The following is a 21,326-nucleotide window of genomic DNA, read 5'->3' as shown; positions in this document are numbered from 1 at the left end:
GGTGACGGCGGCGAAGGGTCAGCGCATCGTCGGAATGACGAACGAGCTGTCCGAATGCTCAAGGGCGCTGTCGGGCCAGCGGGCCGTCACGGTCTTGGTCTTGGTCCAGAAGCGGACGCCCTCCATGCCGTGCTGGTTGATGTCGCCGAAGGCCGAACGCTTCCAGCCGCCGAAGGTGTGATAGGCGACCGGCACCGGGATGGGCACGTTTATCCCGACCATGCCGACATTGACCCGGGCGGCGAAGTCGCGGGCCGCGCGGCCGTTCTGGGTGAAGATGGCGACGCCGTTGCCGTACTGGTGGTGCGACGGCAGGGCCAGGGCCTCCTCGAAGGTCTCAGCGCGGACGATCTGCAGCACCGGGCCGAAGATCTCCTCATGATAGGACGACATCTCGGGCTTCACATGGTCGAACAGCGACGGGCCGATGAAATAGCCCTTCTCATGCCCTTGCAGGCTGAAGTCGCGACCGTCGACGACCAGTTCGGCGCCTTCCTGAACGCCCTTCTCGATCCAGCCGGCGACGCGCTCGCGGTGCTGGGCCGTGACGACGGGGCCGTAATGGGCGCCGGCGTCGGTCGAAACGCCGACCCGCAGCGAGGGGATTTCGGCGACCATCCGTTCACGGAGTTCGTCCGCCGTCTTCTTGCCGACCGGCACGACCACCGGCAAGGCCATGCAGCGCTCGCCGGCCGAGCCATAGGCGGCGCCCGCCAGATCCTTGATGACCTGATCCATGTCGGCGTCGGGCAGGACGATCCCGTGGTTCTTGGCCCCGCCCATGGCCTGGACCCGCTTATGGTTGGCCGCGCCGGTCTGATAGACATAGTGGGCGATGTCGGACGAGCCGACGAAGCTGACGGCGTGGACCAGCGGATGGGTCAGGATGGCGTCGACCGCGGCCTTGTCGCCATGCACCACGTTCAGCACGCCGTTGGGCGCCCCGGCCTCCAGCATCAGTTCGGCCAGCCGCACCGGCACCGACGGATCGCGTTCGGACGGCTTCAGCACGAAGGTGTTGCCCACCGCGATCGCCACGCCGAACATCCACATCGGGATCATGGCGGGGAAGTTGAACGGGGTGATGCCCGCCACCACGCCGAGAGGCTGGCGCATCGAATAGACGTCGATGCCGGGCCCGGCCCCTTGGGTGTATTCGCCCTTCAGCGCATGGGGGATGCCGCAGGCGAACTCGATCACCTCAAGCCCGCGCTGGATGTCGCCCTTGGAGTCGGCGATGACCTTGCCGTGCTCGCTGGACAGCAGTTCGGCCAGTTCGTTCATGTTCGCCTCGACCAGGCGTTTGAAGTCGAACATGACCCGGGCGCGACGCTGGGGATTGGTGCTGGACCAGCCCTCGAAAGCGTTCTGGGCCGCCTGTACGGCGCGATCGACCTCGCCGGTCGTGGCCAGCTGGACCCGCGCCTGAACCGCCCCCGTATTGGGATTGAACACCTCGCCGAACCGGCCCGACGCGCCCGCGAAAACGGCACCGTCGATGAAATGGTTGATGTCGCGCATGAGCGTTCCTGCCTTTTTTATCTTGCCCAGCCCTAGACTGTTCATCTACAGACTTGAACTGCGTTTTTGCGTGTTTGAGATTGCATTTTCGCATGTTTGATTGGGATGATCTCCGGGTGTTCCTCGCCGCAGCCCGCAGCGGCTCCCTTTCGACAGCGTCCATCCGGCTCGGGATCGACGCGGCGACCGTGGGCCGCCGGATCGCGAGGCTGGAATCGGCCCTGAAGGCCACCTTGCTCGTGAGGTCCAAAAGCGGCCTTCGGCTGACAGCCGCCGGCGCCTACCTCCTCGAAACGGGCGCCCAGGCCGAGGTGGCGATGGAAGCCGCAGCAAGCGTCGGCCATCCCGATCGCATCGCGGGCACCGTGCGGATCAGCGCCGCCGAGGGGTTCGGCGCCACCATCCTGGCGCCTGCCCTTTCCGGGCTTCGCCGGCAGCATCCTCATCTCCGGATAGAACTGGCGGCCAGCTCGGGCTTTCTCTCTCCCAGCCGTCGCGAAGTGGATATGGCCGTCACCCTGAGCGCGCCCGACAGCGCTCGCCTGGTCGTGGAGCCGCTGACGCCCTATCAGCTCGGGCTCTACGCCTCGCCGGAGTATCTCGAGCGACACCCGACGCCCCAGGACGCCAATGACCTGACCGGGCACGACATCGTCGGCTATGTCGAGGATCTGATCTATGCGCCGGAGCTCAGGTATCTCGATGAGGTTTCACCGGGTTTGAAGCCCGTCCTTTCCTCTTCATCCATCCGCGCGCAGAGGGAAATCATCGCCGGGAACGGGGGAATCGGCGTCCTGCCCTGCTTCATGGCGACCGGCCTCCAACGCGTGCTTCCAGACCTCTGGATAGAGCGTCGTTTCTGGCTCAGCACCCACCGGGAGGTCCACGGCAGTGCACGGATCAAGGCTGTTCACGCCTGGATAAAGGACATCTGCGACATGCACCGCACACGACTGTCTCCCCACGAGCGTCGCGGGTCCGATCAGGACCGTCCGGCTCGACAGGGATCGAAGCGGCGCTGACGGCCGCTGTCCCGCGCATCATCGCGTTTGAGGACGGTCTCGCCTATATAGCGACCCTTCCTCCTGGACTCGCATGTTCCGGACGGGAGCTTCGCATATCTCGCCATTTTCGTGTGCGCTCTGCGTGCGCTGAGATGTCGAAAAGCCGGAAACAACGTCGCAAACCGGCGCAAGATCGAGCGCACAGGCCGTCAACCAACATTTTGATATTAATGAACAATGTCTATAACCCAAGCGCGTAGGCTGGCCGTTGCGCCGATGATGGACTGGACCGACCGGCATTGCCGGGCGTTTCACCGCGCCCTCAGCGCGCGGGCCCTGCTCTATACGGAGATGGTGACGGCGCCGGCGGTGCTGCATGGGGATCGGGATCATCTGCTGGGGTTCGATGCGGTCGAACATCCGGTCGCCCTGCAACTGGGCGGGTCCGATCCTGAAGAGCTGGCCCAGGCGGCCAGGATCGGCGAAGCCTACGGCTATGACGAGATCAATCTGAACGTCGGCTGTCCCTCGGACCGGGTTCAGTCGGGCCGGTTCGGCGCCTGTCTGATGCGCGAGCCGGCGCTGGTCGCCGACTGTATGGCGGCGATCCGGGAGGCCGTGTCCGTGCCCGCCACGGTCAAATGCCGGATCGGCGTCGATGACCAGGACCCCCAGGTCAGCCTGTTCGCCACCGTGGACGCCTGCGCCGCCGTCGGGATCGAGGTCTTCATCGTCCATGCGCGCAAGGCCTGGCTTCAGGGCCTGTCGCCCAAGGAGAACCGGGACGTGCCGCCCCTGGATTATGGACTGGTGCGCCGGCTGAAGCGCGAGCGGCCCCAGCTGAACATTTCGATCAACGGCGGGATCGCCGATCTGGATCAGGCCGAGGCCCTGCTGGACGACACCGACGGGGTGCGGCTGGACGGGGTGATGCTGGGCCGGGCCGCCTATCATGAGCCGGCCCTCCTGGGTCAGGCGGATCGGCGCCTGTTCGGGGCCGAGACGGTCGACGTCGACGCCTTTGCGGCCCTGGACCGTTATCGCCCCTATATGGCGGCCCGGCTGGCGGAGGGGGTGCGGCTGGCGGCCATGACGCGCCACATGCTGGGGCTGATGCACGGACGGCCGGGCGCGCGGGCCTTCCGCCGCATCCTGACCGTCGAGGCCATCCGGCCGGGCGCTGGGCTGGAGGTTCTGGACCGCGCCGCCGAGGCGGTGCGCGAGGCCGAGGCGCGGCGCGACGCGGCGGCCTGACGCCCAGCCGGGACGGGAACCGTCCGGGTCGCCGCGCCTTTCAGCGTCGAACCCTTTTCGCGACCGGAGTCCGCCATGAAGCTCATCGCCCTCGCCGCCGCCGCGGCCGCCCTCCTGCCCGCCGCCCAGGCCGCAGCCCAGACGCCCGTTTCCAGTGCGGAGCGGGGCCGGTTCGCCCTGGGCGCCCAGGTCGGCACGCCGGGCGCCGGGCTTCAGGCCCAGTTCGCCGTGAACGACTATCTGGTGCTGCGCGGCGGCTATGACGCGCTTCAGTGGGACCGCGACGACACCTATGACGGCATCGACTATGAGGCCGACATCGACTTCAAGTCGCCGGGCGCCTTCGTGGATCTGCACCCGTTCAAGAACCCCTTCTTCGTCTCGGCCGGCGCCTATTTCGGCACGCGCAAGGTCGATCTGAACGCCACCCCGACCGAGCCGGTCAATATCGGCGGCCTGGTCTTCACGCCTGAGCAGGTCGGAACCCTGACCGGCCGCATCGACCTGGAAAGCACGGCCCCCTTCGTCGGCCTCGGGTTCGACAACACCTTCACCCATGACGGGCGCTGGGGCTTGCGGCTGCTGGCCGGCGCGGCCTTCGGCGATGCGCCCCAGGTCGATCTGAACGCCTCGGGCGGGACCCTGTCCGACCAGCCGGCCTTCCAGGATCGTCTGGCGGAAGAGGAGCGTGAGATTCAGGCCGACGCCGACGACTACAAGGTCCTGCCCGTCGTGCAGATCGGGCTCAACTACCGGTTCTGATGGTGAAGGCGCCCCGCGCCTGCTAAGGGCGCGGCATGTTCGGCCTGCCCCTGTCTGAAATCGCCCTGCTGGTTCTGGCCCTGATCGGGGCGGGGCTGTTCGGCGGGATCATCGCCGGCCTGTTCGGGGTGGGCGGCGGCACGGTTCTGGTGCCGGTGCTGTTCTACGCCTTCACTGTCCTGGGCGTCGGGGGAGAGGGCGATCTGCACACCGCCATCGGCACCTCGCTGGCGACCATCGTGGTCACGGCCCTGCGGTCCCTGGCCGCCCACCGCAAGCACGGGGCCGTGGACGAACAGGTGCTGCGGACCTGGACGCCCTGGGTGGCCCTGGGCGCCGTGGCGGGGGCGGCCATCGCCGGCGTGACCTCCATGGAGGGGCTGGCCCTGGTTTACGGCGTCCTGCTGATCCTGGTGGCGGCCCAGATGGGCCTGCTGCCCGAGCGCTACGTGCTGAGGAATGACATGCCCACGGGCGGGACCCGAGGCGTCCTGGGAAGCCTGATCGGCCTGTTCTCGGCCATGATGGGCGTGGGGGGCGGCAGTCTGGGCGGCATGACCATGAGCCTGTTCGGCCGGCCGATCCACCAGGCGGTGGCGACGGCCTCGGGCTTCGGGGTCGCGATCGGAGCGGCGGCGGCGGCCGGTTTCGTCGTCTTCGGCTGGGACGCGCCGGGCCGCCCGCCCCTGTCGCTCGGCTATGTCAATCTGCCCGCCGCCGTGATCATGGGGACGATGACGTCCCTGTCGGCGCCGCTGGGCGCGCGGCTGGCGCACCGGCTGGATCGGCGCGTCCTGAAAAAAGCCTTTGCAGTCTATCTGTTGGCGACAGCCCTATCGGTCGTCATCAAGGCGTTTTGAGCCGCGCCCCTTTCTGGCCACAAGTCCCGGCGACAAAACGCGCGCCGGCGGCGTTGGGAGCCGGCGCCTCTATGAGCAAATCGGATGATCGGCGCCTCCGCTGCCTTCGCCTTGTTGTGGACCGCTCTGTCCTCGGTTTCGAGCGAGCCAGTCCCTTACAATGTCGCTGTCGCGGCGGATGCAGCCAGGGTTGAAACCCCGGCGGACGACATCGGTTCCCCCGATCTGGAGGCTGCGGCCCTGACGGAGGAACAGGCCGAGCTTATGGCCGGCGATCCCGACTGGCGCGCCTCGGCCCGGCTCTATCATGCGGGCGGCGGCGGGGCGACGGGCAATGATTCCCTGGGTTGCCGTCCCATCGCCATGCGCACCGTGGCGGTCGATCCCCGCGTCATTCCGCGTCGCACCAAACTCTTCATCCGCGAAACCGTGGGCATGCGTCTGGCCGACGGTTCGATCCATGACGGCTATTGGTACGCCTCCGACACCGGCGGGGCGATCAAGGGTCAGAAGATCGACCTCTATACCGGGAACGGCCGCGGCTCGATGGCCCAGGCGCGTCGTCTGAACATGCGGACCCTGACCATCGCCGACGCCGGTCGTTTTGACGGCTGCCCCCCGGCCTGGGAAAGCGCCGGCCGCTAATTCACCGTCCAGACGTGAAAAACGCCGGCTCCGTCAGGGGCCGGCGTTTTCATGTGCGGGATTTGCGAAGGCTCAGTCCAGTTCGCTGACCTTCAGCGTCGACTGGACCATGTCGTCCCCATAGGTGCCGACCCAGACGTCATAGCGGCCGCTCTGCGGATTGGTGATCTGGACCTTGGGGTTCAGACTGCCGCCGCTGTCGTCGTCGCAGTACCAGCGGCCGTTCGGCGTATTGATCAACAGGGTGGTGTCTTCCGACGCCTCGACCAGGAAGGTCAGGTCCAGATTTCCCGCCTCGAAGAAGACCTGATAGTCGGGCGCCGCGCTGACCGAACCTTCACAGCCCGCCTTGGCGTTGGCGGCCGGGACCGAGCCGCCGGCCAGGATCGACTTTTCGTGGGGATCGGGGGTGAAGCCGGTGCGCAGGCGCACCGAGCCGTAGTTCGGCTCCTTATCCGTATCGGGGCTTTCGCCGCCGCCGCTGCTGGAGCCGCCCAGTTCGCTGACCTCCAGCGTCGCCTGGACCATCTTGTCATTATAGGTGCCCAGCCAGATGTCGTAGCGGCCGCTCTGCGGATCGGAGATCAGCACCTGAGGGTTCAGATCGCCGCCGCTGTCATCGTCGCACAGCCACTGACCGTCGGGCGTATTGATCAGAAGCGTGGTGTCTTCCGAGGCCGTGGCCCGGACGGTCAGGTCCAGTTCGCCGGCCTCATAGGTCAGTTGCAGATCCGGCGCGGCGCTGACCGAACCTTCGCAGCCCGAACGGGCGGCCGAGGCGGCCACGGAACCGCCGGCCAGAATGGACTTGGTCCAGGGATCGGGGGTGAAGCCGCTTTCCAGCTCCACCTCCCCATAGTTGGGCGACAGGGTGAAGTCCGGGCGGCTTCCCGACTTCTGGGCCAGGGCCACGCCCGGCGTGAGCATGAGGGCGGCGACGGCCGCGGCGGCGATGCGTTTCATGAAGCGTTTCCCCTTCCCTGCGGCCTCCCGCCGCACCTTCTGCATAACCCATTTTCCAGAAAGGCGCAGCTTCCGAAACCGAGGGCGCGCGGTCAGAATTTGCGTTTGCCGGACACCGTCTCGAAGAACAGGCGGAAGTCGCCCATCAGGCTCCACAGCGGATATTTGAAGGTGGCAGGCTTGTTCTTCTCGAAGAAGAAATGTCCGACCCAGGCGAAGCCGTAGCCGACCAGGGGCATGGCCAGAAGCCACCAGGGATTCAGGGTCACGACGAAGGCGAGAAGGGCCAGGATCACCAGTCCGGTGCCCACGACGTGGATGCGCCGACAGGTCCGGTTGGAATGCTCATGGATGTAATAGGGGTAGAAGGCCTCGAACGAGGCGTATCGGCCCTGGGGTTCGGACGGCGTGCTCATGGGCGAAGGGTGCGCCTCCGCCCAGGATCAATCAAGTCTCAGCCCTTGGGCTTGCCCTTGAAGCCGTCCTTCTTGAACCCGTCCTTCTTGAAGCCCGGCTTGGCCTTGAACGGCTTCTTGGCGAAGGGCTTGTCGCCCGCCGCATTCGACCGCGGATTGGCGGCGCCGTCGGTCTTGGGCGCCCAGGGCTTCTTCTTGAACGGCGGACGGGCGTCGCCCTCTCCGCCTTCGGCACGCTTGTAGGGCGTCTTCTTTAAGGGGCGGTCGCCGTCCTCGCGCGGCTTGCCGGCGAAGCGCGACGCCTTCATCGACCCCGGCGTGGGCGCTTCCGACGGCGTGATCTTCACCTCTTCCTTCGAGGCGGCGACCGCCTCGCGGAAGGCCTTTTCATGGGTCTTGGCGATCTCGAACCGGGTCTCTTCGGGGAAGGTGCGGATCGAGCCGATCTGGGGCTTGGAAATGCCGCCGATGCGGCAGATCAGGGGGATCAGCCATTTGGGGTCGGCGTTCTTGTTACGGCCCACGTCCAGGCGGAACCAGACCACCTCGTCGGCGCCCAGGCGTTCGCCGGGCCAGGGCTGGGCGGCCGTGCCGTCGTCGTTGCGGGCGGCGCGGTCGCGTTTGGCCGGCCCGCGATCGGCGCCCGGATCGGACAGTTCTTCCGGCGCCGGCTGTTCCTTGCGCAACAGGCGCACCAGGGCGGCGGCGATCTCGTCCGGCGTGCGTTCGGCGATCATCCGCTTGGCGACGATCATGTCCTCGTCCGACACCTCGGCCTCGAAATGGGCGGGCGACAGCAGCCGATCCTCGTCGGCCTTGCGGATTTCGTCGAAGGTCGGGGCGCCGGACCAGACGGCCTCGATCCCCGCCTCGTCCATCAGACGCTCGGCCTTGCGGCGACGCGAGTGGGGCACCAGCATGACCGAGACGCCCTTCTTGCCCGCCCGGCCCGTCCGGCCCGAACGGTGCAGCAGGCCGGCGCGGTTCATCGGCAGTTCGGCGTGGATGACCAGGCCCAGGTCGGGCAGGTCCAGACCCCGCGCGGCGACGTCGGTGGCGACGCAGACGCGGGCGCGACCGTCCCGCAGCGACTGAAGCGCGTCGGTCCGCTCGCGCTGGCCCATTTCGCCCGACAGGCTGACCGAGGAGAAGCCCCGCTCCAGAAGCGACGATTGCAGATGCCGCACGCTGTCGCGCGTGGAGCAGAAGACCATGGCCCGCGGCGCCTCGAACCAGCGCAGGGTGTTGACCACCGCATGTTCGATCTCATTGGGCGCGATGCGATAGGCCCTGTATTCGATGTCGGCGTGCTGGCGCGACTTGTCGGTCGCGTCGATCCGCACCGCATCCTTCTGGTAGCGCTTGGCCAGGGTCACGATCTCGCGCGCCAGGGTGGCCGAGAACAGCAGGGTGCGGCGGCCTTCCGGCGCCTGGTCCAGAATGTGCTCCAGGTCCTCGCGGAAGCCCATGTCCAGCATCTCGTCGGCCTCGTCGAGCACCGCGACCTTCAGCTCGGACAGGTCCAGATTGCCCCGGTCGATATGGTCCTTCAGACGGCCGGGCGTGCCGACGACGATGTGGACGCCGAAGCTTAAGGCACGCGCTTCACGGCGCGCGTCCATGCCGCCGACGCAGGTGGCGATCTTGGCGCCGGAATCGGCGTAAAGCCATTGCAGCTCGGCGGCGACCTGCATGGCCAGCTCCCGCGTGGGCGCGATGGCCAGGCACAGGGGCGCGCCGCCGGGGCCGAACTGGGGACTGTCGCCCAGCAGGGTCGGCGCCGCCGCCAGGCCGAAGGCCACCGTCTTGCCCGATCCGGTCTGGGCCGAGACCAGCAGGTCGCGGTCCGCATGGCCCTCTTCCAGCACGGCGGCCTGAACCGGGGTCGGTTCGGCATAGCCCTTGTTGATCAGAGCGCGGTCGAGCGCGGGGTGAACGGCGGGAAAGGGCATCGGCTACCTGGAATGACGGACGAGGCGGTCGTCGAAACGACCGCGCCCGGCCGAGGACAGACCTCAGGCCGGGCGAATGATGGGCGCTCTATACACGGATAAAGGCTGAAGCGGGGCGGAAAACGCCGTTCACCCTGTTCCTTCAGGCGACGTTGACCTGAGGGCGACAGTCTGGCGATCAAACCCGCCTCGTTCGGAGCCTGTCATGCAAGCGCTTTCCATCGCCGCCGCCGGAATGACCAGCGCCCAGATGCGGTTCGAAAACAGCGCGCGCCGCACTGCGACCGCGCCGCTCGACAACCTCGCCGAGGAAACCCTCGAACGCCTCCAGGCCAAGACCGCCTTCAGCGCCAACGCCGCCGTGGTCCGCACCGCCGACGAAATGACGGCGACCCTGCTGGACATCCTGGCCTGAGCCGCGTCGCCGCTTAGAACTCTTCCCAGCCGTCGGCTTCGGGCGCAGCCTTGGGTGCAAGGGCCGCGCCGCCGCGCCCCAGGGTCTTCAAGGCCGCCGCCATATGGGGCGTAGACGCCCGCGCCGAAGCCGGAGCCGGCGCCGCCGGACGTTGCGCCGCGGGCTTGGGCGAGGCCTGCCCCACGGTCCCGACCTTGAACCGGGCCGCAGAGGCTTGCAGGGACTGGGCTTCCTGATCCAGGGCGTGGCTGGCGGCGGTCGACTGTTCGACCATGGCCGCATTCTGCTGGGTGACCTGGTCCATCTGGTTCACGGCCGTATTCACCTGGGCCAGGCCGATGGCCTGTTCCTGGGCCGAGGCGGCGATTTCCGACACCAGACCGTCGATCTCGGCCACCCGGTCGACGATCCGTTGCAAAGCCTCGCCGGTCTGGCCGACCAAGGTCACGCCGGTGCCCACCTGGCTGGTGGAGGTCGAGATCAGGGTCTTGATCTCTTTCGCCGCCTCCGCCGACCGCTGGGCCAGGGCGCGGACCTCGGAGGCCACGACGGCGAAGCCGCGACCGGCCTCGCCCGCCCGCGCCGCCTCGACCCCCGCGTTCAGAGCCAGCAGATTGGTCTGGAAGGCGATCTCGTCGATGACGCCGATGATCTGGCTGATCTGGCTGGACGAGGACTCGATCGCCTGCATGGCTTCGACCGCGTCGCGGACGATGACGCCCGAGGTCTCGGCGTCGCCCTTGGCGGCGTCGACGACGTCAGCGGCCTGGCGCGCGCCCGCGGCGGTCTTGTTCACCGTGGCGGTGATCTCGTCCAGGGCGGCCGCCGTCTCTTCCAGAGAGGCGGCCTGCTGTTCGGTGCGGCGCGACAGGTCGTCGGCGGCCTGGGAAATCTCGGCCGCGCCCGAACGAATGCCCGCCACATTGCCCAGGACGACGCCCATCGCCTGTTGCAGCTGGGCGATGGCGGCGTTGAAGTCGGACTTGAGCTGGGCGGCCTTGGGCGCGAACTCGGTTTCGATCCGATAGGTCAGGTCGCCGTTGGACATGGCCGACAGCCCCTCGGCCAGGGCCGTAAGCGCGATCCGATCCTCCTCGGCGATCCGGGCCTTTTCGGCTTCATTGGCGCGATGTTCGGCCTCGCTGACCGCCCGCTGCGACTGGGCCTCGGCTTCCAGCCGGGCCTTTTCGACGGCGTTGTCGCGGAAGGTGCCGACGGCCGCGGCCATCCGGCCGATCTCGTCGCCACGCCCCTGGGCCGGGATGGAGACCTTCAGATCGCCGCCGGCCAGCTGCGCCATGGCGCGGGTCATGGCGACGATCGGCTGGCTGAGCGCCCGGACCAGCCAGACCGTCATGGCGGCGGCGACCAGCAGGGCCAGGATCCCGCCGACGACCAGGGCCGCATAGCCCCGTCCGAAAGCCGCCTTCTTGGCGGCGCTTCTCTGACTCAGCACCGCATCGGCGGCCTGATCGACAGCGGTGACGGCGGCGCGAATGTCCTTCAGGTCCGCCGTCTGCAACAGCCGCGCTTCGGCCTGGAGCCGGGTCGCCGGATCGGCGGCCTGGGCCATCAGCCCCTGCGACTGCTGGTGAAAGGCGTCGCTGGCGGCCTTCAGCGCCTGATGCTGGGCGGCGTAGACATGATCGGCGTCGCTGGCGTCCAGGGCCTGGGCCGCCTGGTCGAAGGCGGCCTTGCGCGCCAGATAGTCCCGTCGCGCCGTCTCCTGGCCCGTCGCCACATAGGCGCGCAGGGCGTTTTGCTGTTCGACGGCGGCGGCCAGGGTCAGAGTGGCCGCCTCGCTGATCTGATAGGCGGACCGTTCGGCCGTGTCCGACCGTTGCAGCGTCACCAGGCTGAACAGGACGACCAGGGTCGCCACGCCGCACGCGCTCATCATCGCCCCGAGCGCGATCATCAGCTTGATGGATATGGACAAGGACTTGAACACGACCGGCTCCGAAAGCGGTTAACCCGTCGCAACTACCGGACAAGCCTTACCAAACCTTCTAAGGCGACGCTTCCAATCCGACCTTTTCGGGTAGGTGGAAATACCCAGTGAACTGTTCGAAGACCGCCCGGTCGCCGACGATCCTCAGCCCGCCTTCGGCCTCAAGCGCCGCCGTCGGAACCTTGCCGTAAACGGCCGCCGCGACCCGTTCGGGGCGGGTGGTCAGGACCACGGCGGCGTCGTCGATCGGCCCCCGCCGCGCGTCCAGACCGCCGTCCCGGATCTCAACCCGGAAGGTCTCGTCTTCAAAGACGAAGCCCAGGACCAGGGCGGCGCCCCCGGCCAGGGCGGGATCGAACATGGTCTTGAACGACAGCATGATCGAGACGGCGCTTATCGGCAGGGTCGGATCATGCTGGGGCGACCGCGCCGCCCAGCGCCCCAGGACGATGAAGACCGGCTCGATCTCCAGCCCCCAGTCGGTCAGCTCATAGACCTGGACCGAGGCGGGCGGCGGCAGTTTGCGACGCCGCAGAATTCCCGACGCCTCCAGCCCCTCCAGCCTCTGGGTGAGGACATTGGCCGATATGCCGTGCAGATCCTTCTTCAGATCGCCGAACCGGCGCGGGCCCAGCATCAGCTCGCGCACGACCAGCAGGGCCCAGCGTTCGCCGATCAGGTCCAGCCCATGGGCGGCCCCACAGGCGTCATGATAACGGCGCCCCGGCTTTGCAGTTACTTTTTCTAACTTCATTATTGACTATTCTAACTATCAAAGGCACGGTTCGCAAAGAGGGAGAGGACCGCCGCATGACCCAACTGATCTTCATCAACCTGCCCGTCGCCGACCTTGACCGTTCGGTCGCCTTTTATGAAGCCGTCGGGGCGACGAAAAACCCGATGTTCAGCGATGAGACGGCCGCCTGCATGGTCCTGTCGGACGTGATCAACGTCATGCTGCTGACCCACGACAAGTGGCGCAGCTTCACCGACCGGGCCATTCCCGACGCCCAGGTCTCGGCCCAGATGCTGCTGTGCCTGTCGCGCGAGGACAAGGCGGCGGTGGATGCGACGGTCGCCCGGGCCGCCGGCGCCGGGGGTCTGCCCGACCCGAACAGCCCGCAGGATTACGGCTTCATGTACGGCCGCAGCTACGCCGATCCCGACGGCCATATCTGGGAGGTCATGTGGATGGACCCCACAGCCGTCGCCGCCGGGCCCGAGGCCTTCGCCGCCCATGACCTGACGCCGGCGTGAAACGGAGGTCGCCGTGTCCGAGATTTTCGAACTCCGCATCAGCCGCCTGATCAGGGCCGCGCCGGAAACGGTGTGGAACGTCTATACGCGACGCACCGCCGAATGGTTCTGCCCCCGTCCCTGGACCACGCCGGTGGTGGACTGGGACCTGCGCGTCGGCGGCCGGGCCAATGTCGAAATGGCCTCGCCCGAGGGGGAGCGTCATCCCTATTCCGGCGTCTTCCTGGAGGTGGTTCCGGGCCGCAGACTGGTCTCGACCGGCGCCTTCACCGAGGGCTGGGTTCCCCAGGCCGGCGAGATGAACTTCGTCCGCATCGACACCTTTGAGGTCGAGGGCGATGCGACCCTCTACACCGCCGTCGCCCGCCATTGGGACGAAAAGGCCATGTCGGCGCACCGAGCCATGGGCTTCGAACAGGGCTGGGCCGCCGTCGCCGATCAACTGGCCGAACTGGCCGAAGGAGCGGCGTGATGGCCGACAAGATCGTTCCCTGCCTGTGGTTCGACGGCGAGGCGGAAGCCGCCACCGCCTTCTATGTGTCGCTTCTGCCCGACAGCCGTATCACCGCCGTCAACCGCTCGCCGGTCGACACGCCGTCCGGCCCGGCCGGTTCGGTCCTGACGGTGCAGTTCGTCCTGGCGGGCCGTGAGTATCTGGCCCTGAACGGAGGGCCGAACTTCCGTTTCACCGAGGCCGTCTCCTTTATGGTGATGACCGAGGATCAGGCCGAAACCGACCGGCTGTGGGACGCCCTGACCGCTGACGGCGGCCGCGAGAACGCCTGCGGCTGGTTGAAGGACCGTTGGGGCCTGTCGTGGCAGATAACGCCTCGGCGCCTGGTGGAACTGACGACCGACCCCGATCCCGCCCGCGCCAAGGCCGCCATGCAGGCCATGATGGAGATGATCAAGATCGACGTCGCGGCCCTGGAACGCGCCGTCGCCGACCTCTGAACCCTCAGCAAAGGACGACCCCATGACCTATGTGACCGGCTTCCTGACCCCCGTGAAATCCGAGGACAAGGCGCGCTACGTCAAGTCCGCCCAGGCCTCCTGGCCCCTGTTTCAGAAATACGGCGCCCTGTCCCAGGTCGAGACCTGGGGCGAGGACGTGCCCGACGGCAAGCTGACCAGCTTTCCCATGGCCGTAAAGCTGGAGCCGGGCGAGGTGGTGGTCTTCTCCTGGGTCACCTGGCCCGACCGCGCCACCGCCGACGCCTGCTGGGCGCAGATGGAGACCGACCCCGGCTTCGCCGAGATGGACATGCCCTTCGACGGCAAGCGGATGATGTGGGGCGGTTTCGAAACCATCTTCCAGTCATAGGGGCTCAGCGGCGCGCCGCCTTCAGGGCCGCCGTCAGGGCCTTGCGGCGTTTTGCATGGGTCCGCTCCCGCTCGGCCTGTTCGTCCTCCAAGGCCTTCAGCCGATCCGCCAGATCCGCCATCGCCTGCTGATGTTCGGCGTCCAGGGTCTCAAGCTCGGCTTCCAGCCGCTGGATCTTGGCGCGCCGGGCCTTGGACGGACCGGCGGCCTTCTTCGGTCCGGCCGCCTTCTTGATCTTGCCGACGTCGATGGCCAGGCCGCGTTCGATCACCTCGCCTGGAGCGGCTAAGGCCGCCTCATAGTCGGGGCCGCCGCTCAGTTCGCTGGCCAGGCCCGTGGCGAACAGATCCTGTTTGGAGCCCCAGGCCTCCAGCGCCTTGGGCCGCGAGCTGACCGCGACCGTGAAGGCGTGAAACCCGTCCGACCAGGTGAAGACCTTCAACCGTTTCGCCATGCGCCTCTCCCGGCCGACGGCCCGACTCGGCGCCGTCTCAGCGGCAGAAACGTGTGTCGGTCGCTTCCAGATGCAGATGGTCGAAATGGACGGCGTTGTAGTCTGGGCTCAGCACCGTTCCGAAGATGCGGCAGGCGTCGTCGCGGATACGGCGCAGGAATCGGGCCTCGGGCGCGTCGCCGCTCCAATCCTTCGTCACCGTGATCCGCCGCCCGTCCCTCAGCCGCACCCCGGCGAAGTCCAGGGCGGCCGCCTGGGCGTGGGCGCTGATCCGGCTGGAGCCCACGCCGTTGTTCACATTGCGACAGGCGTAGGCGCCCATATGGTCGATCTGGACCACGTCCGACCCCAGGATCTCGCGCGCCGCCGGTTCCAGCGACTGACGCCGCCAGACGCTCAGCGCCAGGGCGGTCTGGCAGGTCATCTCGACGTCGCCGGGCGCCATCCGCGCCACCGTCCCCAGGTCCGGCCCCAGCACCCCGCCTTGTCTCAGGCCGCAGACGGCCGAGTTCTGCCGATCCGGCACGGGGCTGAACCGCACCCGCGCCGCGGTCAGCTGGGCCATGCACCGCCCCAGCTCAGAGCCTTCGCGCACCACCGCCGCCTGGGTGCCCCCGTCGATCGGCCGGTCGATCAGCCCCCCGACGAGAGGCGCCGCCGTCTGGCCCGGATAGGGCGACGGCCGCAAGGGCTCCGGCGCGCGCCGGACGCAGCCGGCCAAGACCAGCAGGACCGAAAGGCCGGCGCAAAGGCGCATCAGACGAGGCGACGAGGACATGGCTCCGGTCCTAGCCGATTCCCGCCGGGTCCGCCGGTCACGAGGCGGAGAGCTGCCTATCGCCGCTCTTCCGACACGCCCTTGGCCCGACAGCGGTCCGAGCAGAACCGCACACGATCCCAGTCCCGCGCCCATTTCTTGCGCCAGACGAACGGCAGGCCGCAGGCGGCGCAGACCTTCTGCGGCAGATCGGCCTTGGCCGGCGCCGTGCCCAGATTGACGTGTTTGCGGCCCATCCGGTCCTCTATTTGAAACGGCGGGCGAGGGACCGCGCCGCCATTGTTGCGAAACACTCTCAACCTTGCTATAGGGCGCACGTCGCCTCGGCGGCCGTAAGCGTCTCACGTCAGGCAACGCATCCATCCCGGTCTTCGGCCGGGGCCGGTTCGTCCGGCGGATGCCCGCGCCGAAGACCTGAGTTTAAGAGAGACGCAAACCATGCACCCTCATCCCGCCGTCGTCCGGTTCCGACGCCTGCCCGCCCGCTACGCCGGACTGGTCATGCCGCTGATCCTGTCGCTGATCATGACCTTTGTGGTCTCAGCCATCGCCACCGCTCGAACCCTAGGCTTCGTCCCGGCCTTTCCCAGCGCCTGGATGCAGGCCTGGGGCCTGTCCTGGCTGATCGCCTTCCCGGTCCTGCTGCTGATCCTGCCCCTGGTCCGGCGCATCGTCGCCGCCCTGGTCGAGCCCGCCCGCTGAACGAAGAAGGGGCGGCCCTTTCGGCGCCGCCCCTGATCGTCTTCAGCTGTCCAGGAAGGACCGCAGCTTCCGCGACCGGCTGGGGTGTTTCAGCTTGCGCAGGGCCTTGGCCTCGATCTGACGGATCCGTTCGCGCGTCACCGAGAACTGCTGGCCGACCTCTTCCAGCGTGTGGTCGGTGTTCATGCCGATGCCGAAGCGCATGCGCAGCACCCGTTCCTCGCGCGGCGTCAGCGAGGCCAGGACGCGGGTGGTGGTCTCGCGCAGGTTCGACTGGATGGCGGCGTCGATCGGCAGGACGGCGTTCTTGTCCTCGATGAAGTCGCCCAGGTGCGAATCCTCTTCGTCCCCGATCGGGGTCTCCAGGCTGATCGGCTCCTTGGCGATCTTCAGGACCTTGCGCACCTTCTCCAGCGGCATGGCCAGCTTTTCGGCCAGCTCCTCCGGGGTCGGCTCGCGGCCGATCTCGTGCAGCATCTGGCGGCTGGTGCGGACGATCTTGTTGATCGTCTCGATCATATGCACCGGAATACGGATAGTGCGCGCTTGGTCGGCGATCGAGCGGGTGATCGCCTGACGAATCCACCAGGTGGCGTAGGTCGAGAACTTGTAGCCGCGGCGGTATTCGAACTTGTCGACCGCCTTCATCAGGCCGATGTTGCCCTCCTGGATCAGGTCCAGGAACTGAAGGCCGCGGTTGGTGTATTTCTTGGCGATGGAGATCACCAGGCGCAGGTTGGCCTCGACCATCTCCTTCTTGGCCTGACGGGCCTCACGCTCGCCCTTCTGCACCGTCTGGACGATGCGGCGATAGTCGTCGATCGGCAGGCCGGCCTCCAGGGCCACGGCGGCGACGTCGGCGCGGATGGTCGCGATCTGGCTGGCTTCGTTCTCGCTGAACTTGGTCCAGCGCACGCCCTGATCCTTGATCCGATCGGTCCAGGTGGGGTCCAGCTCGGAGCCGAAATAGGCCTTCAGGAATTCGGGGCGCGAAATGCCGTAGCTGTCGGCCAGACGCAGCAGCCGGCCTTCCAGACCGATCAGGCGCTTGTTGATCGCATACAGCTGCTCGACCAGGGCCTCGATGCGGTTGTTGTTCAACTTCATCGTCTTCAGACGATCCGAAATGGTCGTCGTCAGGGTCTGATAGGTCTTTTCGTCCTTGGCGCTCAGGGTCTCGCCCTTCAGCCGGGCCTGGACCAACTTGTCCTGCAACGCGCGGAAGGCGCCGAAGTCGGCGGCGATGGCGTTCAGAACCTCCATCACCCCGTCGCGCAGCTCGGCCTCGAGCGCCGAGATCGACATGCCGCCGCCGTCGTCGAAGTCGTCGTCGTCCTCGTCATCGGACTCCGGCTTATCCTCAGCCACTTGTTTTTCTTCGACGTCTTCTTCCTCTTCGCCCTCAGCCGGGGCGGCGCCCGGCAGGGACGAAGGGTTCAGCACGCCGTAGGTGGCGTCCAGGTCGATGACCTCGCGCAGCAGGATGCGGTTGTTCTCCAGCTCGTCGCGCCAGACCATGATGGCCTCAAAGGTCAGGGCGCTTTCGCACAGACCCGAGATCATGGCGTCGCGGCCAGCCTCGATCCGCTTGGCGATGGCGATTTCGCCCTCACGGCTCAAGAGTTCGACCGAACCCATCTCGCGCAGATACATCCGCACCGGGTCGTCGGTGCGGTCATAGGCGGCCTTGGCGGGCGTTTCCGCCACCCCGGTCGAGGCGGCGGCGGCGACGTCGGTGGACTGCTGCTCCTGCGCGTCCTCCTCGGCCTCGACGACGTTGACGCCCATTTCCGACAGCATGGCCAGGGTGTCTTCGATGGCGTCGGGGGTGACTTCTTCGGACGGCAGGACCTTGTTCAGCTCCTCCATCGTCACATAGCCGCGCGCCTTGGCCTGTTTGATGAATTTCTTGACGCCGGCGTCGGTCAGATCGAGCAGGGGGCCATCGGTCGAAACCTCGGTGTCCTGCGTCTCGGTCTGTGCGTTCATAGTCAGTCTGTCTCCGGCCGGAGGGGGTGATCAATCCGCCCCGGCGAAAATACAATGCTTGGCGAGGCGTAAGGTTACGCGCCCGCGCTGTCTTCCCAAATCGTCCCGGCTTTGATCGCACGGCGAAGCGCATCCCGCGCAGCTGCCGCCGACGGAACCCCCTCATCCCGCCCCGACGCCTCTCGCGCCGGGACCGAGGCGTCGTCAAACGCCTGCGACCATCGGACCCTTGCCTCGGCGAGGGGCGCATTTGCGGCCAGGAATGGCGCACCGGACTTCGCCGCCGCCTTCTCGACCTCGCGCACTAAGGCGTCATGATCCGATTGCGCCAGATGGCGTCGCAAGCGGGCGGAGTCAAGGCCGCCCTACGGCTCGCGCAACCAGTTTTCGACGCGCAGACCCGGAACGCGGGAAAACTCCCGTTCATTGTCGGTGACGAGGATGCAGTCCAGCGCCAGGGCGTGGGCGGCGATCAGCAGGTCGTTGGCGCTGATGCTCGCCCCTGACCTTTCCAGCGCCTGGCGAGTCCGCGCATAGGCGCGATCAGCCGGCGGATCGAAGGGCAGGACCGGGATGTCGGCCAAAATCGCCTCCAACTGGCCCGAAAGTCTTGCGGACCCGCGCTTTTCAGCGCCGAACCGCAACTCGGCCGCAACGATGATGCTGGTCGCGGCGTCTTCCAAACGGAGACTGTACTGTTGAGCCACTTGCACGTGCGGATTGCGCACCAGATCCGAAAGCGCGTTCGTATCCAGCAGATAGAGGATCAAAAGCGGACAGGGCTCGAAGGCAGGTCGTCTATAGGAGCGAAGTCCTCCTCGATCGGCTCGAGGCGCGCCAGGGTGTCGAGCAGTCTGTGCCGATTCGACGCCTGTCCCCGTTCGATGATCAGCCGTTCGCCCTCCTGACGCACCACGGCGTCCGCCGGAACGGCGACGCCGCTCGGCAGGTGGACGACCTGATGATCGCCTTCGCGCGTGATCCTGACGGGTTGGGAGCCATCCATGGGGCGAGACTACTCCAGATCGTCAAGCCCGCCAATCGGCGCAGCTCAGACCAGGGTCGTCCAGAAGTCGGGGGACGCGAACGAGCGGGTGATGGCGTCCCGCTCGGCCTTCAGCCGGATCAGAGCCTCGATGCCCGTCCCCTGGCCCAGGTCCTGTTTCGCCGTCTCTATCGCGCGCGACAGGGCGGCGAGATGGGTCATCAGGCCGAACACCTTCAGCCATTGGGCGCGCGCCTCGGCCACGGGGAGATCGGACGACAGGAAGGAAGCGCCGGATTTCGCGGCCGCCTTCTCGATCTCTCTCAGCAGCGGGTCGAAACCGGCGTCTCGCAGCCGATGCCGCACCACGGCTGCGTCCGACGCCTGGCCGGACAGCCGCAAGCGCACCAACTCCTGCGCCAAGCCCTCCAGGGCCGGGTCGCCGAAGCCCTGGACGCTGACCTCTTCCAGATGATCGTCCAGCCGCTCGATGTCGTCGATGGCCGCATAGGCCAGGGCCGCCGCCACCGGACTGACCGCCCGGAACAGAGACTGCATGGCCTGGGCGCCCTCGACCGTCTGCCCAAGCTTCGGCGGCGGACCGAAACGCCCCCCGCCACGTCCGGGCGTCCAGGGCGCGCGAGCCGGGGTGCGGGGAAACAGGGCGTCGAACCGGTCGAACAGATCGCGGCGATACTGTTCGGCCAGATCCCTGTCCTGAATGGCGCCGGCCGCCGCCCGCAGCCGCGCCTTGAAGCCGGCCTTGCGCTCGGGCGTGTCCAGCGGCTCCACATCCTGTTCGCGGCGGAACAGGACCTCGGCGAAACCATGGGTCTCGGCCAGGGCCTGGCGCAGGGCCGGCGCCCCCTTGTCGCGCAGAATGTCGTCGGGGTCCTGGCCTCCGCCGAGGAGGGCGAAACGGAACGACCGCCCCGGCTTCAGCAGCGGCAGCGACCGTTCGATGGCGCGATAGGCGGCGCGCAGGCCCGCCGCATCCCCGTCGAAACACAGCACCGGCTCATGGCTGACCCGCCACAGCCGCTCCATCTGTTCTTCGGTCAGGGCCGTGCCCATGGGGGCCACGGCCGGCAGGCCCGCGCGCTGACAGGCGATGACGTCCATATAGCCTTCGACCACGATGATCGGCTGGTCGTTCCGGCTCTCGGCCCCCAGAATGCGCCGCGCCTCGGGCAGGCCGTAGAGCGTCGCCCCCTTGTGAAACAGCGGGCTTTCCGGCCCGTTCAGATATTTGGCCCGGTCGTCGGGGTTCATGGCCCGGCCGCCGAAACTGACGATCCGCCCCCGCGCGTCCAGAATGGGGAAGATCAGCCGGTCGCGGAACCGATCATAGGGCTGGCCGCCGCTGTCCGGCGCGATCAGCAGCCCGGCCTCGACCAGTTCGGCCGGCCGCGCCCCGCGCTGGACCAGGGCCTGTTTCAGCCCCTCGCGGTCATTGGGCGCATAGCCCAGGCCGAACCGCTCCCACTGATCCTCGGGCAGGCCGCGCTTCTCAAGATATTCGCGCGCCGCCTTGCCCGGCGTGCGGCGCAGATTGGCGGCGAACCATTTCTGGGCCAGGTCCATCCACTCGGACAGGCCTAAGCGCTTCTGCTCGCGCTCGGCCTCCTTGGGGTCTTCGGCCGGCAGTTGCATGCCCGCCTCGCCCGCCAGCCGCTGCACCGCCTCGACGAAGCTCAGCCGCTCGGTCTCCTGCAGGAAGGAGATGATGTCGCCGTGTTTGCCGGACGAGAAGTCGTGAAAGAAGCCCTTGTCGTCATTGACGAAGAAGGACGGCGACTTCTCCTTCGAAAAGGGCGACAGGCCGACATACTCGCGGCCCTGCCGCTTGAGCTTCACCGTCCGCCCGATCACGTCGGACGGCCGAAGGCGGGCCTTCAGTTCATCGATGAATCTCTCGTCGAAACGCACACGAGCACAAGCCTTCAGCAACTACAAAATAAAACAGGGAAAATCTGCGTCGGGCGGGACATCCCCGACCATGATTCGCGCTGTGGATAATAGTGAGCATTAACTCCCACCTGCGCCAGTATCGGTCGCAACTCATAATGACACAGAACGATCAGGCGGTTCGTC

At 67.3% G+C, this 21,326-nt stretch carries 24 protein-coding genes; 11 read left to right on the top strand and 13 right to left on the bottom strand.

What is annotated here, in order from left to right; translation table 11 throughout:
- Positions 1–18: 18 nt before the first annotated feature.
- Positions 19–1,521: a CoA-acylating methylmalonate-semialdehyde dehydrogenase gene (locus JMT67_RS13745; RefSeq protein WP_201463771.1), complete on the bottom strand. Its 1,503-nt coding sequence runs from the start codon at positions 1,519–1,521 to the stop codon at positions 19–21.
- Between the two features lie 92 nt (positions 1,522–1,613).
- On the opposite strand from JMT67_RS13745, the gene JMT67_RS13740 reads away from it, so the two are divergent.
- From JMT67_RS13740 to JMT67_RS13720, 5 genes are all read left to right on the top strand, one after another.
- Positions 1,614–2,543, top strand: a complete 930-nt coding sequence (locus JMT67_RS13740; protein WP_054764807.1) for a LysR family transcriptional regulator — start codon at positions 1,614–1,616, stop codon at positions 2,541–2,543.
- Positions 2,544–2,762: 219 nt separating this feature from the next.
- A complete protein-coding gene (gene dusA / locus JMT67_RS13735) occupies positions 2,763–3,779 on the top strand; it encodes a tRNA dihydrouridine(20/20a) synthase DusA (RefSeq protein WP_201463770.1) in 1,017 nt (338 codons plus the stop codon).
- A gap of 75 nt (positions 3,780–3,854) precedes the next feature.
- A complete protein-coding gene (locus tag JMT67_RS13730; RefSeq protein ID WP_183217981.1) occupies positions 3,855–4,541 on the top strand; it encodes a hypothetical protein in 687 nt (228 codons plus the stop codon).
- Positions 4,542–4,576: 35 nt separating this feature from the next.
- Complete coding sequence (locus JMT67_RS13725; protein ID WP_201463769.1) at positions 4,577–5,401, top strand: sulfite exporter TauE/SafE family protein; 825 nt, start codon at positions 4,577–4,579, stop codon at positions 5,399–5,401.
- Between the two features lie 84 nt (positions 5,402–5,485).
- Positions 5,486–6,046: a 3D domain-containing protein gene (locus JMT67_RS13720; protein WP_152949556.1), complete on the top strand. Its 561-nt coding sequence runs from the start codon at positions 5,486–5,488 to the stop codon at positions 6,044–6,046.
- Positions 6,047–6,118: 72 nt separating this feature from the next.
- On the opposite strand, the gene JMT67_RS13715 is transcribed toward JMT67_RS13720, so the two are convergent.
- From JMT67_RS13715 to JMT67_RS13705, 3 genes are all read right to left on the bottom strand, one after another.
- Entirely contained in the window at positions 6,119–7,009 is an 891-nt protein-coding gene (locus tag JMT67_RS13715; protein WP_191558197.1) for a hypothetical protein, read from the bottom strand.
- A 92-nt stretch (positions 7,010–7,101) separates the two neighbouring features.
- Complete coding sequence (locus tag JMT67_RS13710) at positions 7,102–7,425, bottom strand: Mpo1-like protein (protein ID WP_201463768.1); 324 nt, start codon at positions 7,423–7,425, stop codon at positions 7,102–7,104.
- Between the two features lie 38 nt (positions 7,426–7,463).
- Positions 7,464–9,377 carry a DEAD/DEAH box helicase gene (locus JMT67_RS13705; RefSeq protein ID WP_201463767.1) on the bottom strand — a complete coding sequence of 638 codons (1,914 nt, stop codon included), beginning with the start codon at positions 9,375–9,377 and terminating at the stop codon, positions 7,464–7,466.
- A 205-nt stretch (positions 9,378–9,582) separates the two neighbouring features.
- On the opposite strand from JMT67_RS13705, the gene JMT67_RS13700 reads away from it, so the two are divergent.
- Positions 9,583–9,792, top strand: coding sequence for a flagellar basal body rod C-terminal domain-containing protein (locus tag JMT67_RS13700; RefSeq protein WP_201463766.1), 210 nt, complete (start codon positions 9,583–9,585; stop codon positions 9,790–9,792).
- A gap of 13 nt (positions 9,793–9,805) precedes the next feature.
- Here JMT67_RS13700 and JMT67_RS13695 read toward each other — a convergent pair whose 3' ends face one another.
- Both JMT67_RS13695 and JMT67_RS13690 read right to left on the bottom strand, forming a co-directional pair.
- Positions 9,806–11,710 (bottom strand): methyl-accepting chemotaxis protein, encoded by a 1,905-nt coding sequence (locus JMT67_RS13695; protein WP_201464058.1) that lies wholly within the window; start codon positions 11,708–11,710, stop codon positions 9,806–9,808.
- A gap of 91 nt (positions 11,711–11,801) precedes the next feature.
- Positions 11,802–12,497 carry a winged helix-turn-helix transcriptional regulator gene (locus JMT67_RS13690; protein ID WP_201463765.1) on the bottom strand — a complete coding sequence of 232 codons (696 nt, stop codon included), beginning with the start codon at positions 12,495–12,497 and terminating at the stop codon, positions 11,802–11,804.
- A 56-nt stretch (positions 12,498–12,553) separates the two neighbouring features.
- On the opposite strand from JMT67_RS13690, the gene JMT67_RS13685 reads away from it, so the two are divergent.
- From JMT67_RS13685 to JMT67_RS13670, 4 genes are read left to right on the top strand one after another with little or no spacing between them, the layout of a single operon-like run.
- Positions 12,554–13,000 (top strand): VOC family protein, encoded by a 447-nt coding sequence (locus JMT67_RS13685; protein ID WP_201463764.1) that lies wholly within the window; start codon positions 12,554–12,556, stop codon positions 12,998–13,000.
- Positions 13,001–13,013: 13 nt separating this feature from the next.
- Positions 13,014–13,472, top strand: a complete 459-nt coding sequence (locus JMT67_RS13680) for an SRPBCC family protein (protein ID WP_201463763.1) — start codon at positions 13,014–13,016, stop codon at positions 13,470–13,472.
- Positions 13,472–13,954 (top strand): VOC family protein, encoded by a 483-nt coding sequence (locus tag JMT67_RS13675; RefSeq protein ID WP_152949551.1) that lies wholly within the window; start codon positions 13,472–13,474, stop codon positions 13,952–13,954. Before JMT67_RS13680 ends, JMT67_RS13675 begins: the two co-directional genes overlap by 1 nt.
- Positions 13,955–13,976: 22 nt before the next feature.
- Positions 13,977–14,324: a DUF1428 domain-containing protein gene (locus JMT67_RS13670; protein WP_054764796.1), complete on the top strand. Its 348-nt coding sequence runs from the start codon at positions 13,977–13,979 to the stop codon at positions 14,322–14,324.
- Positions 14,325–14,328: 4 nt separating this feature from the next.
- Here the strand turns inward: JMT67_RS13670 and JMT67_RS13665 are convergent, their stop codons facing one another.
- From JMT67_RS13665 to JMT67_RS13655, 3 genes are read right to left on the bottom strand one after another with little or no spacing between them, the layout of a single operon-like run.
- Positions 14,329–14,778 (bottom strand): hypothetical protein, encoded by a 450-nt coding sequence (locus JMT67_RS13665; protein ID WP_152949550.1) that lies wholly within the window; start codon positions 14,776–14,778, stop codon positions 14,329–14,331.
- A 37-nt stretch (positions 14,779–14,815) separates the two neighbouring features.
- On the bottom strand, positions 14,816–15,556 hold the full coding sequence (locus JMT67_RS13660; RefSeq protein WP_054764794.1) for an extensin-like domain-containing protein: 741 nt from the start codon (positions 15,554–15,556) through the stop codon (positions 14,816–14,818).
- Positions 15,557–15,612: 56 nt separating this feature from the next.
- Positions 15,613–15,792 carry a DUF2256 domain-containing protein gene (locus JMT67_RS13655; protein ID WP_152949548.1) on the bottom strand — a complete coding sequence of 60 codons (180 nt, stop codon included), beginning with the start codon at positions 15,790–15,792 and terminating at the stop codon, positions 15,613–15,615.
- Positions 15,793–15,994: 202 nt separating this feature from the next.
- Between JMT67_RS13655 and JMT67_RS13650 the strand changes: the two genes are divergently transcribed.
- Positions 15,995–16,258, top strand: coding sequence for a DUF2798 domain-containing protein (locus JMT67_RS13650; protein ID WP_152949547.1), 264 nt, complete (start codon positions 15,995–15,997; stop codon positions 16,256–16,258).
- A gap of 42 nt (positions 16,259–16,300) precedes the next feature.
- Here the strand turns inward: JMT67_RS13650 and rpoD are convergent, their stop codons facing one another.
- From rpoD to dnaG, 4 genes are all read right to left on the bottom strand, one after another.
- Positions 16,301–18,247: an RNA polymerase sigma factor RpoD gene (rpoD, locus tag JMT67_RS13645; RefSeq protein WP_191555168.1), complete on the bottom strand. Its 1,947-nt coding sequence runs from the start codon at positions 18,245–18,247 to the stop codon at positions 16,301–16,303.
- A 365-nt stretch (positions 18,248–18,612) separates the two neighbouring features.
- A complete protein-coding gene (locus tag JMT67_RS13640) occupies positions 18,613–19,017 on the bottom strand; it encodes a type II toxin-antitoxin system VapC family toxin (RefSeq protein WP_201463762.1) in 405 nt (134 codons plus the stop codon).
- On the bottom strand, positions 19,014–19,253 hold the full coding sequence (locus JMT67_RS13635) for a hypothetical protein (protein ID WP_182714159.1): 240 nt from the start codon (positions 19,251–19,253) through the stop codon (positions 19,014–19,016). The genes JMT67_RS13640 and JMT67_RS13635 overlap by 4 nt, the downstream gene beginning before the upstream one ends.
- A 45-nt stretch (positions 19,254–19,298) precedes the next feature.
- Complete coding sequence (dnaG, locus tag JMT67_RS13630) at positions 19,299–21,161, bottom strand: DNA primase (RefSeq protein ID WP_201463761.1); 1,863 nt, start codon at positions 21,159–21,161, stop codon at positions 19,299–19,301.
- Positions 21,162–21,326 lie beyond the last annotated feature (165 nt).

Source organism: Brevundimonas aurantiaca (genome assembly GCF_904830995.1).
Taxonomy (GTDB): domain Bacteria; phylum Pseudomonadota; class Alphaproteobacteria; order Caulobacterales; family Caulobacteraceae; genus Brevundimonas; species Brevundimonas aurantiaca.
Note: the sequence above shows the minus strand (reverse complement) of the source record. Positions and strands in the feature narration are given on the sequence as shown.

Excerpts from the sequence above, each read along its gene's own strand:
- JMT67_RS13635 (WP_182714159.1), bottom strand. The coding sequence starts at position 19,253 with ATGGATGGCTCCCAACCCGTCAGGATCACGCGCGAAGGCGATCATCAG.
- JMT67_RS13700 (WP_201463766.1), top strand. The coding sequence starts at position 9,583 with ATGCAAGCGCTTTCCATCGCCGCCGCCGGAATGACCAGCGCCCAGATG.
- JMT67_RS13710 (WP_201463768.1), bottom strand. The coding sequence starts at position 7,425 with ATGAGCACGCCGTCCGAACCCCAGGGCCGATACGCCTCGTTCGAGGCC.
- JMT67_RS13690 (WP_201463765.1), bottom strand. The coding sequence starts at position 12,497 with ATGAAGTTAGAAAAAGTAACTGCAAAGCCGGGGCGCCGTTATCATGAC.
- JMT67_RS13730 (WP_183217981.1), top strand. The coding sequence starts at position 3,855 with ATGAAGCTCATCGCCCTCGCCGCCGCCGCGGCCGCCCTCCTGCCCGCC.
- JMT67_RS13660 (WP_054764794.1), bottom strand. The coding sequence starts at position 15,556 with ATGTCCTCGTCGCCTCGTCTGATGCGCCTTTGCGCCGGCCTTTCGGTC.
- JMT67_RS13650 (WP_152949547.1), top strand. The coding sequence starts at position 15,995 with ATGCACCCTCATCCCGCCGTCGTCCGGTTCCGACGCCTGCCCGCCCGC.
- JMT67_RS13725 (WP_201463769.1), top strand. The coding sequence starts at position 4,577 with ATGTTCGGCCTGCCCCTGTCTGAAATCGCCCTGCTGGTTCTGGCCCTG.
- JMT67_RS13685 (WP_201463764.1), top strand. The coding sequence starts at position 12,554 with ATGACCCAACTGATCTTCATCAACCTGCCCGTCGCCGACCTTGACCGT.
- JMT67_RS13655 (WP_152949548.1), bottom strand. The coding sequence starts at position 15,792 with ATGGGCCGCAAACACGTCAATCTGGGCACGGCGCCGGCCAAGGCCGAT.
- JMT67_RS13740 (WP_054764807.1), top strand. The coding sequence starts at position 1,614 with ATGTTTGATTGGGATGATCTCCGGGTGTTCCTCGCCGCAGCCCGCAGC.
- JMT67_RS13695 (WP_201464058.1), bottom strand. The coding sequence starts at position 11,710 with ATGATCGCGCTCGGGGCGATGATGAGCGCGTGCGGCGTGGCGACCCTG.
- JMT67_RS13720 (WP_152949556.1), top strand. The coding sequence starts at position 5,486 with ATGATCGGCGCCTCCGCTGCCTTCGCCTTGTTGTGGACCGCTCTGTCC.
- JMT67_RS13670 (WP_054764796.1), top strand. The coding sequence starts at position 13,977 with ATGACCTATGTGACCGGCTTCCTGACCCCCGTGAAATCCGAGGACAAG.
- JMT67_RS13665 (WP_152949550.1), bottom strand. The coding sequence starts at position 14,778 with ATGGCGAAACGGTTGAAGGTCTTCACCTGGTCGGACGGGTTTCACGCC.
- JMT67_RS13705 (WP_201463767.1), bottom strand. The coding sequence starts at position 9,377 with ATGCCCTTTCCCGCCGTTCACCCCGCGCTCGACCGCGCTCTGATCAAC.
- rpoD (WP_191555168.1), bottom strand. The coding sequence starts at position 18,247 with ATGAACGCACAGACCGAGACGCAGGACACCGAGGTTTCGACCGATGGC.
- dusA (WP_201463770.1), top strand. The coding sequence starts at position 2,763 with ATGTCTATAACCCAAGCGCGTAGGCTGGCCGTTGCGCCGATGATGGAC.
- JMT67_RS13715 (WP_191558197.1), bottom strand. The coding sequence starts at position 7,009 with ATGAAACGCATCGCCGCCGCGGCCGTCGCCGCCCTCATGCTCACGCCG.
- JMT67_RS13675 (WP_152949551.1), top strand. The coding sequence starts at position 13,472 with ATGGCCGACAAGATCGTTCCCTGCCTGTGGTTCGACGGCGAGGCGGAA.
- JMT67_RS13745 (WP_201463771.1), bottom strand. The coding sequence starts at position 1,521 with ATGCGCGACATCAACCATTTCATCGACGGTGCCGTTTTCGCGGGCGCG.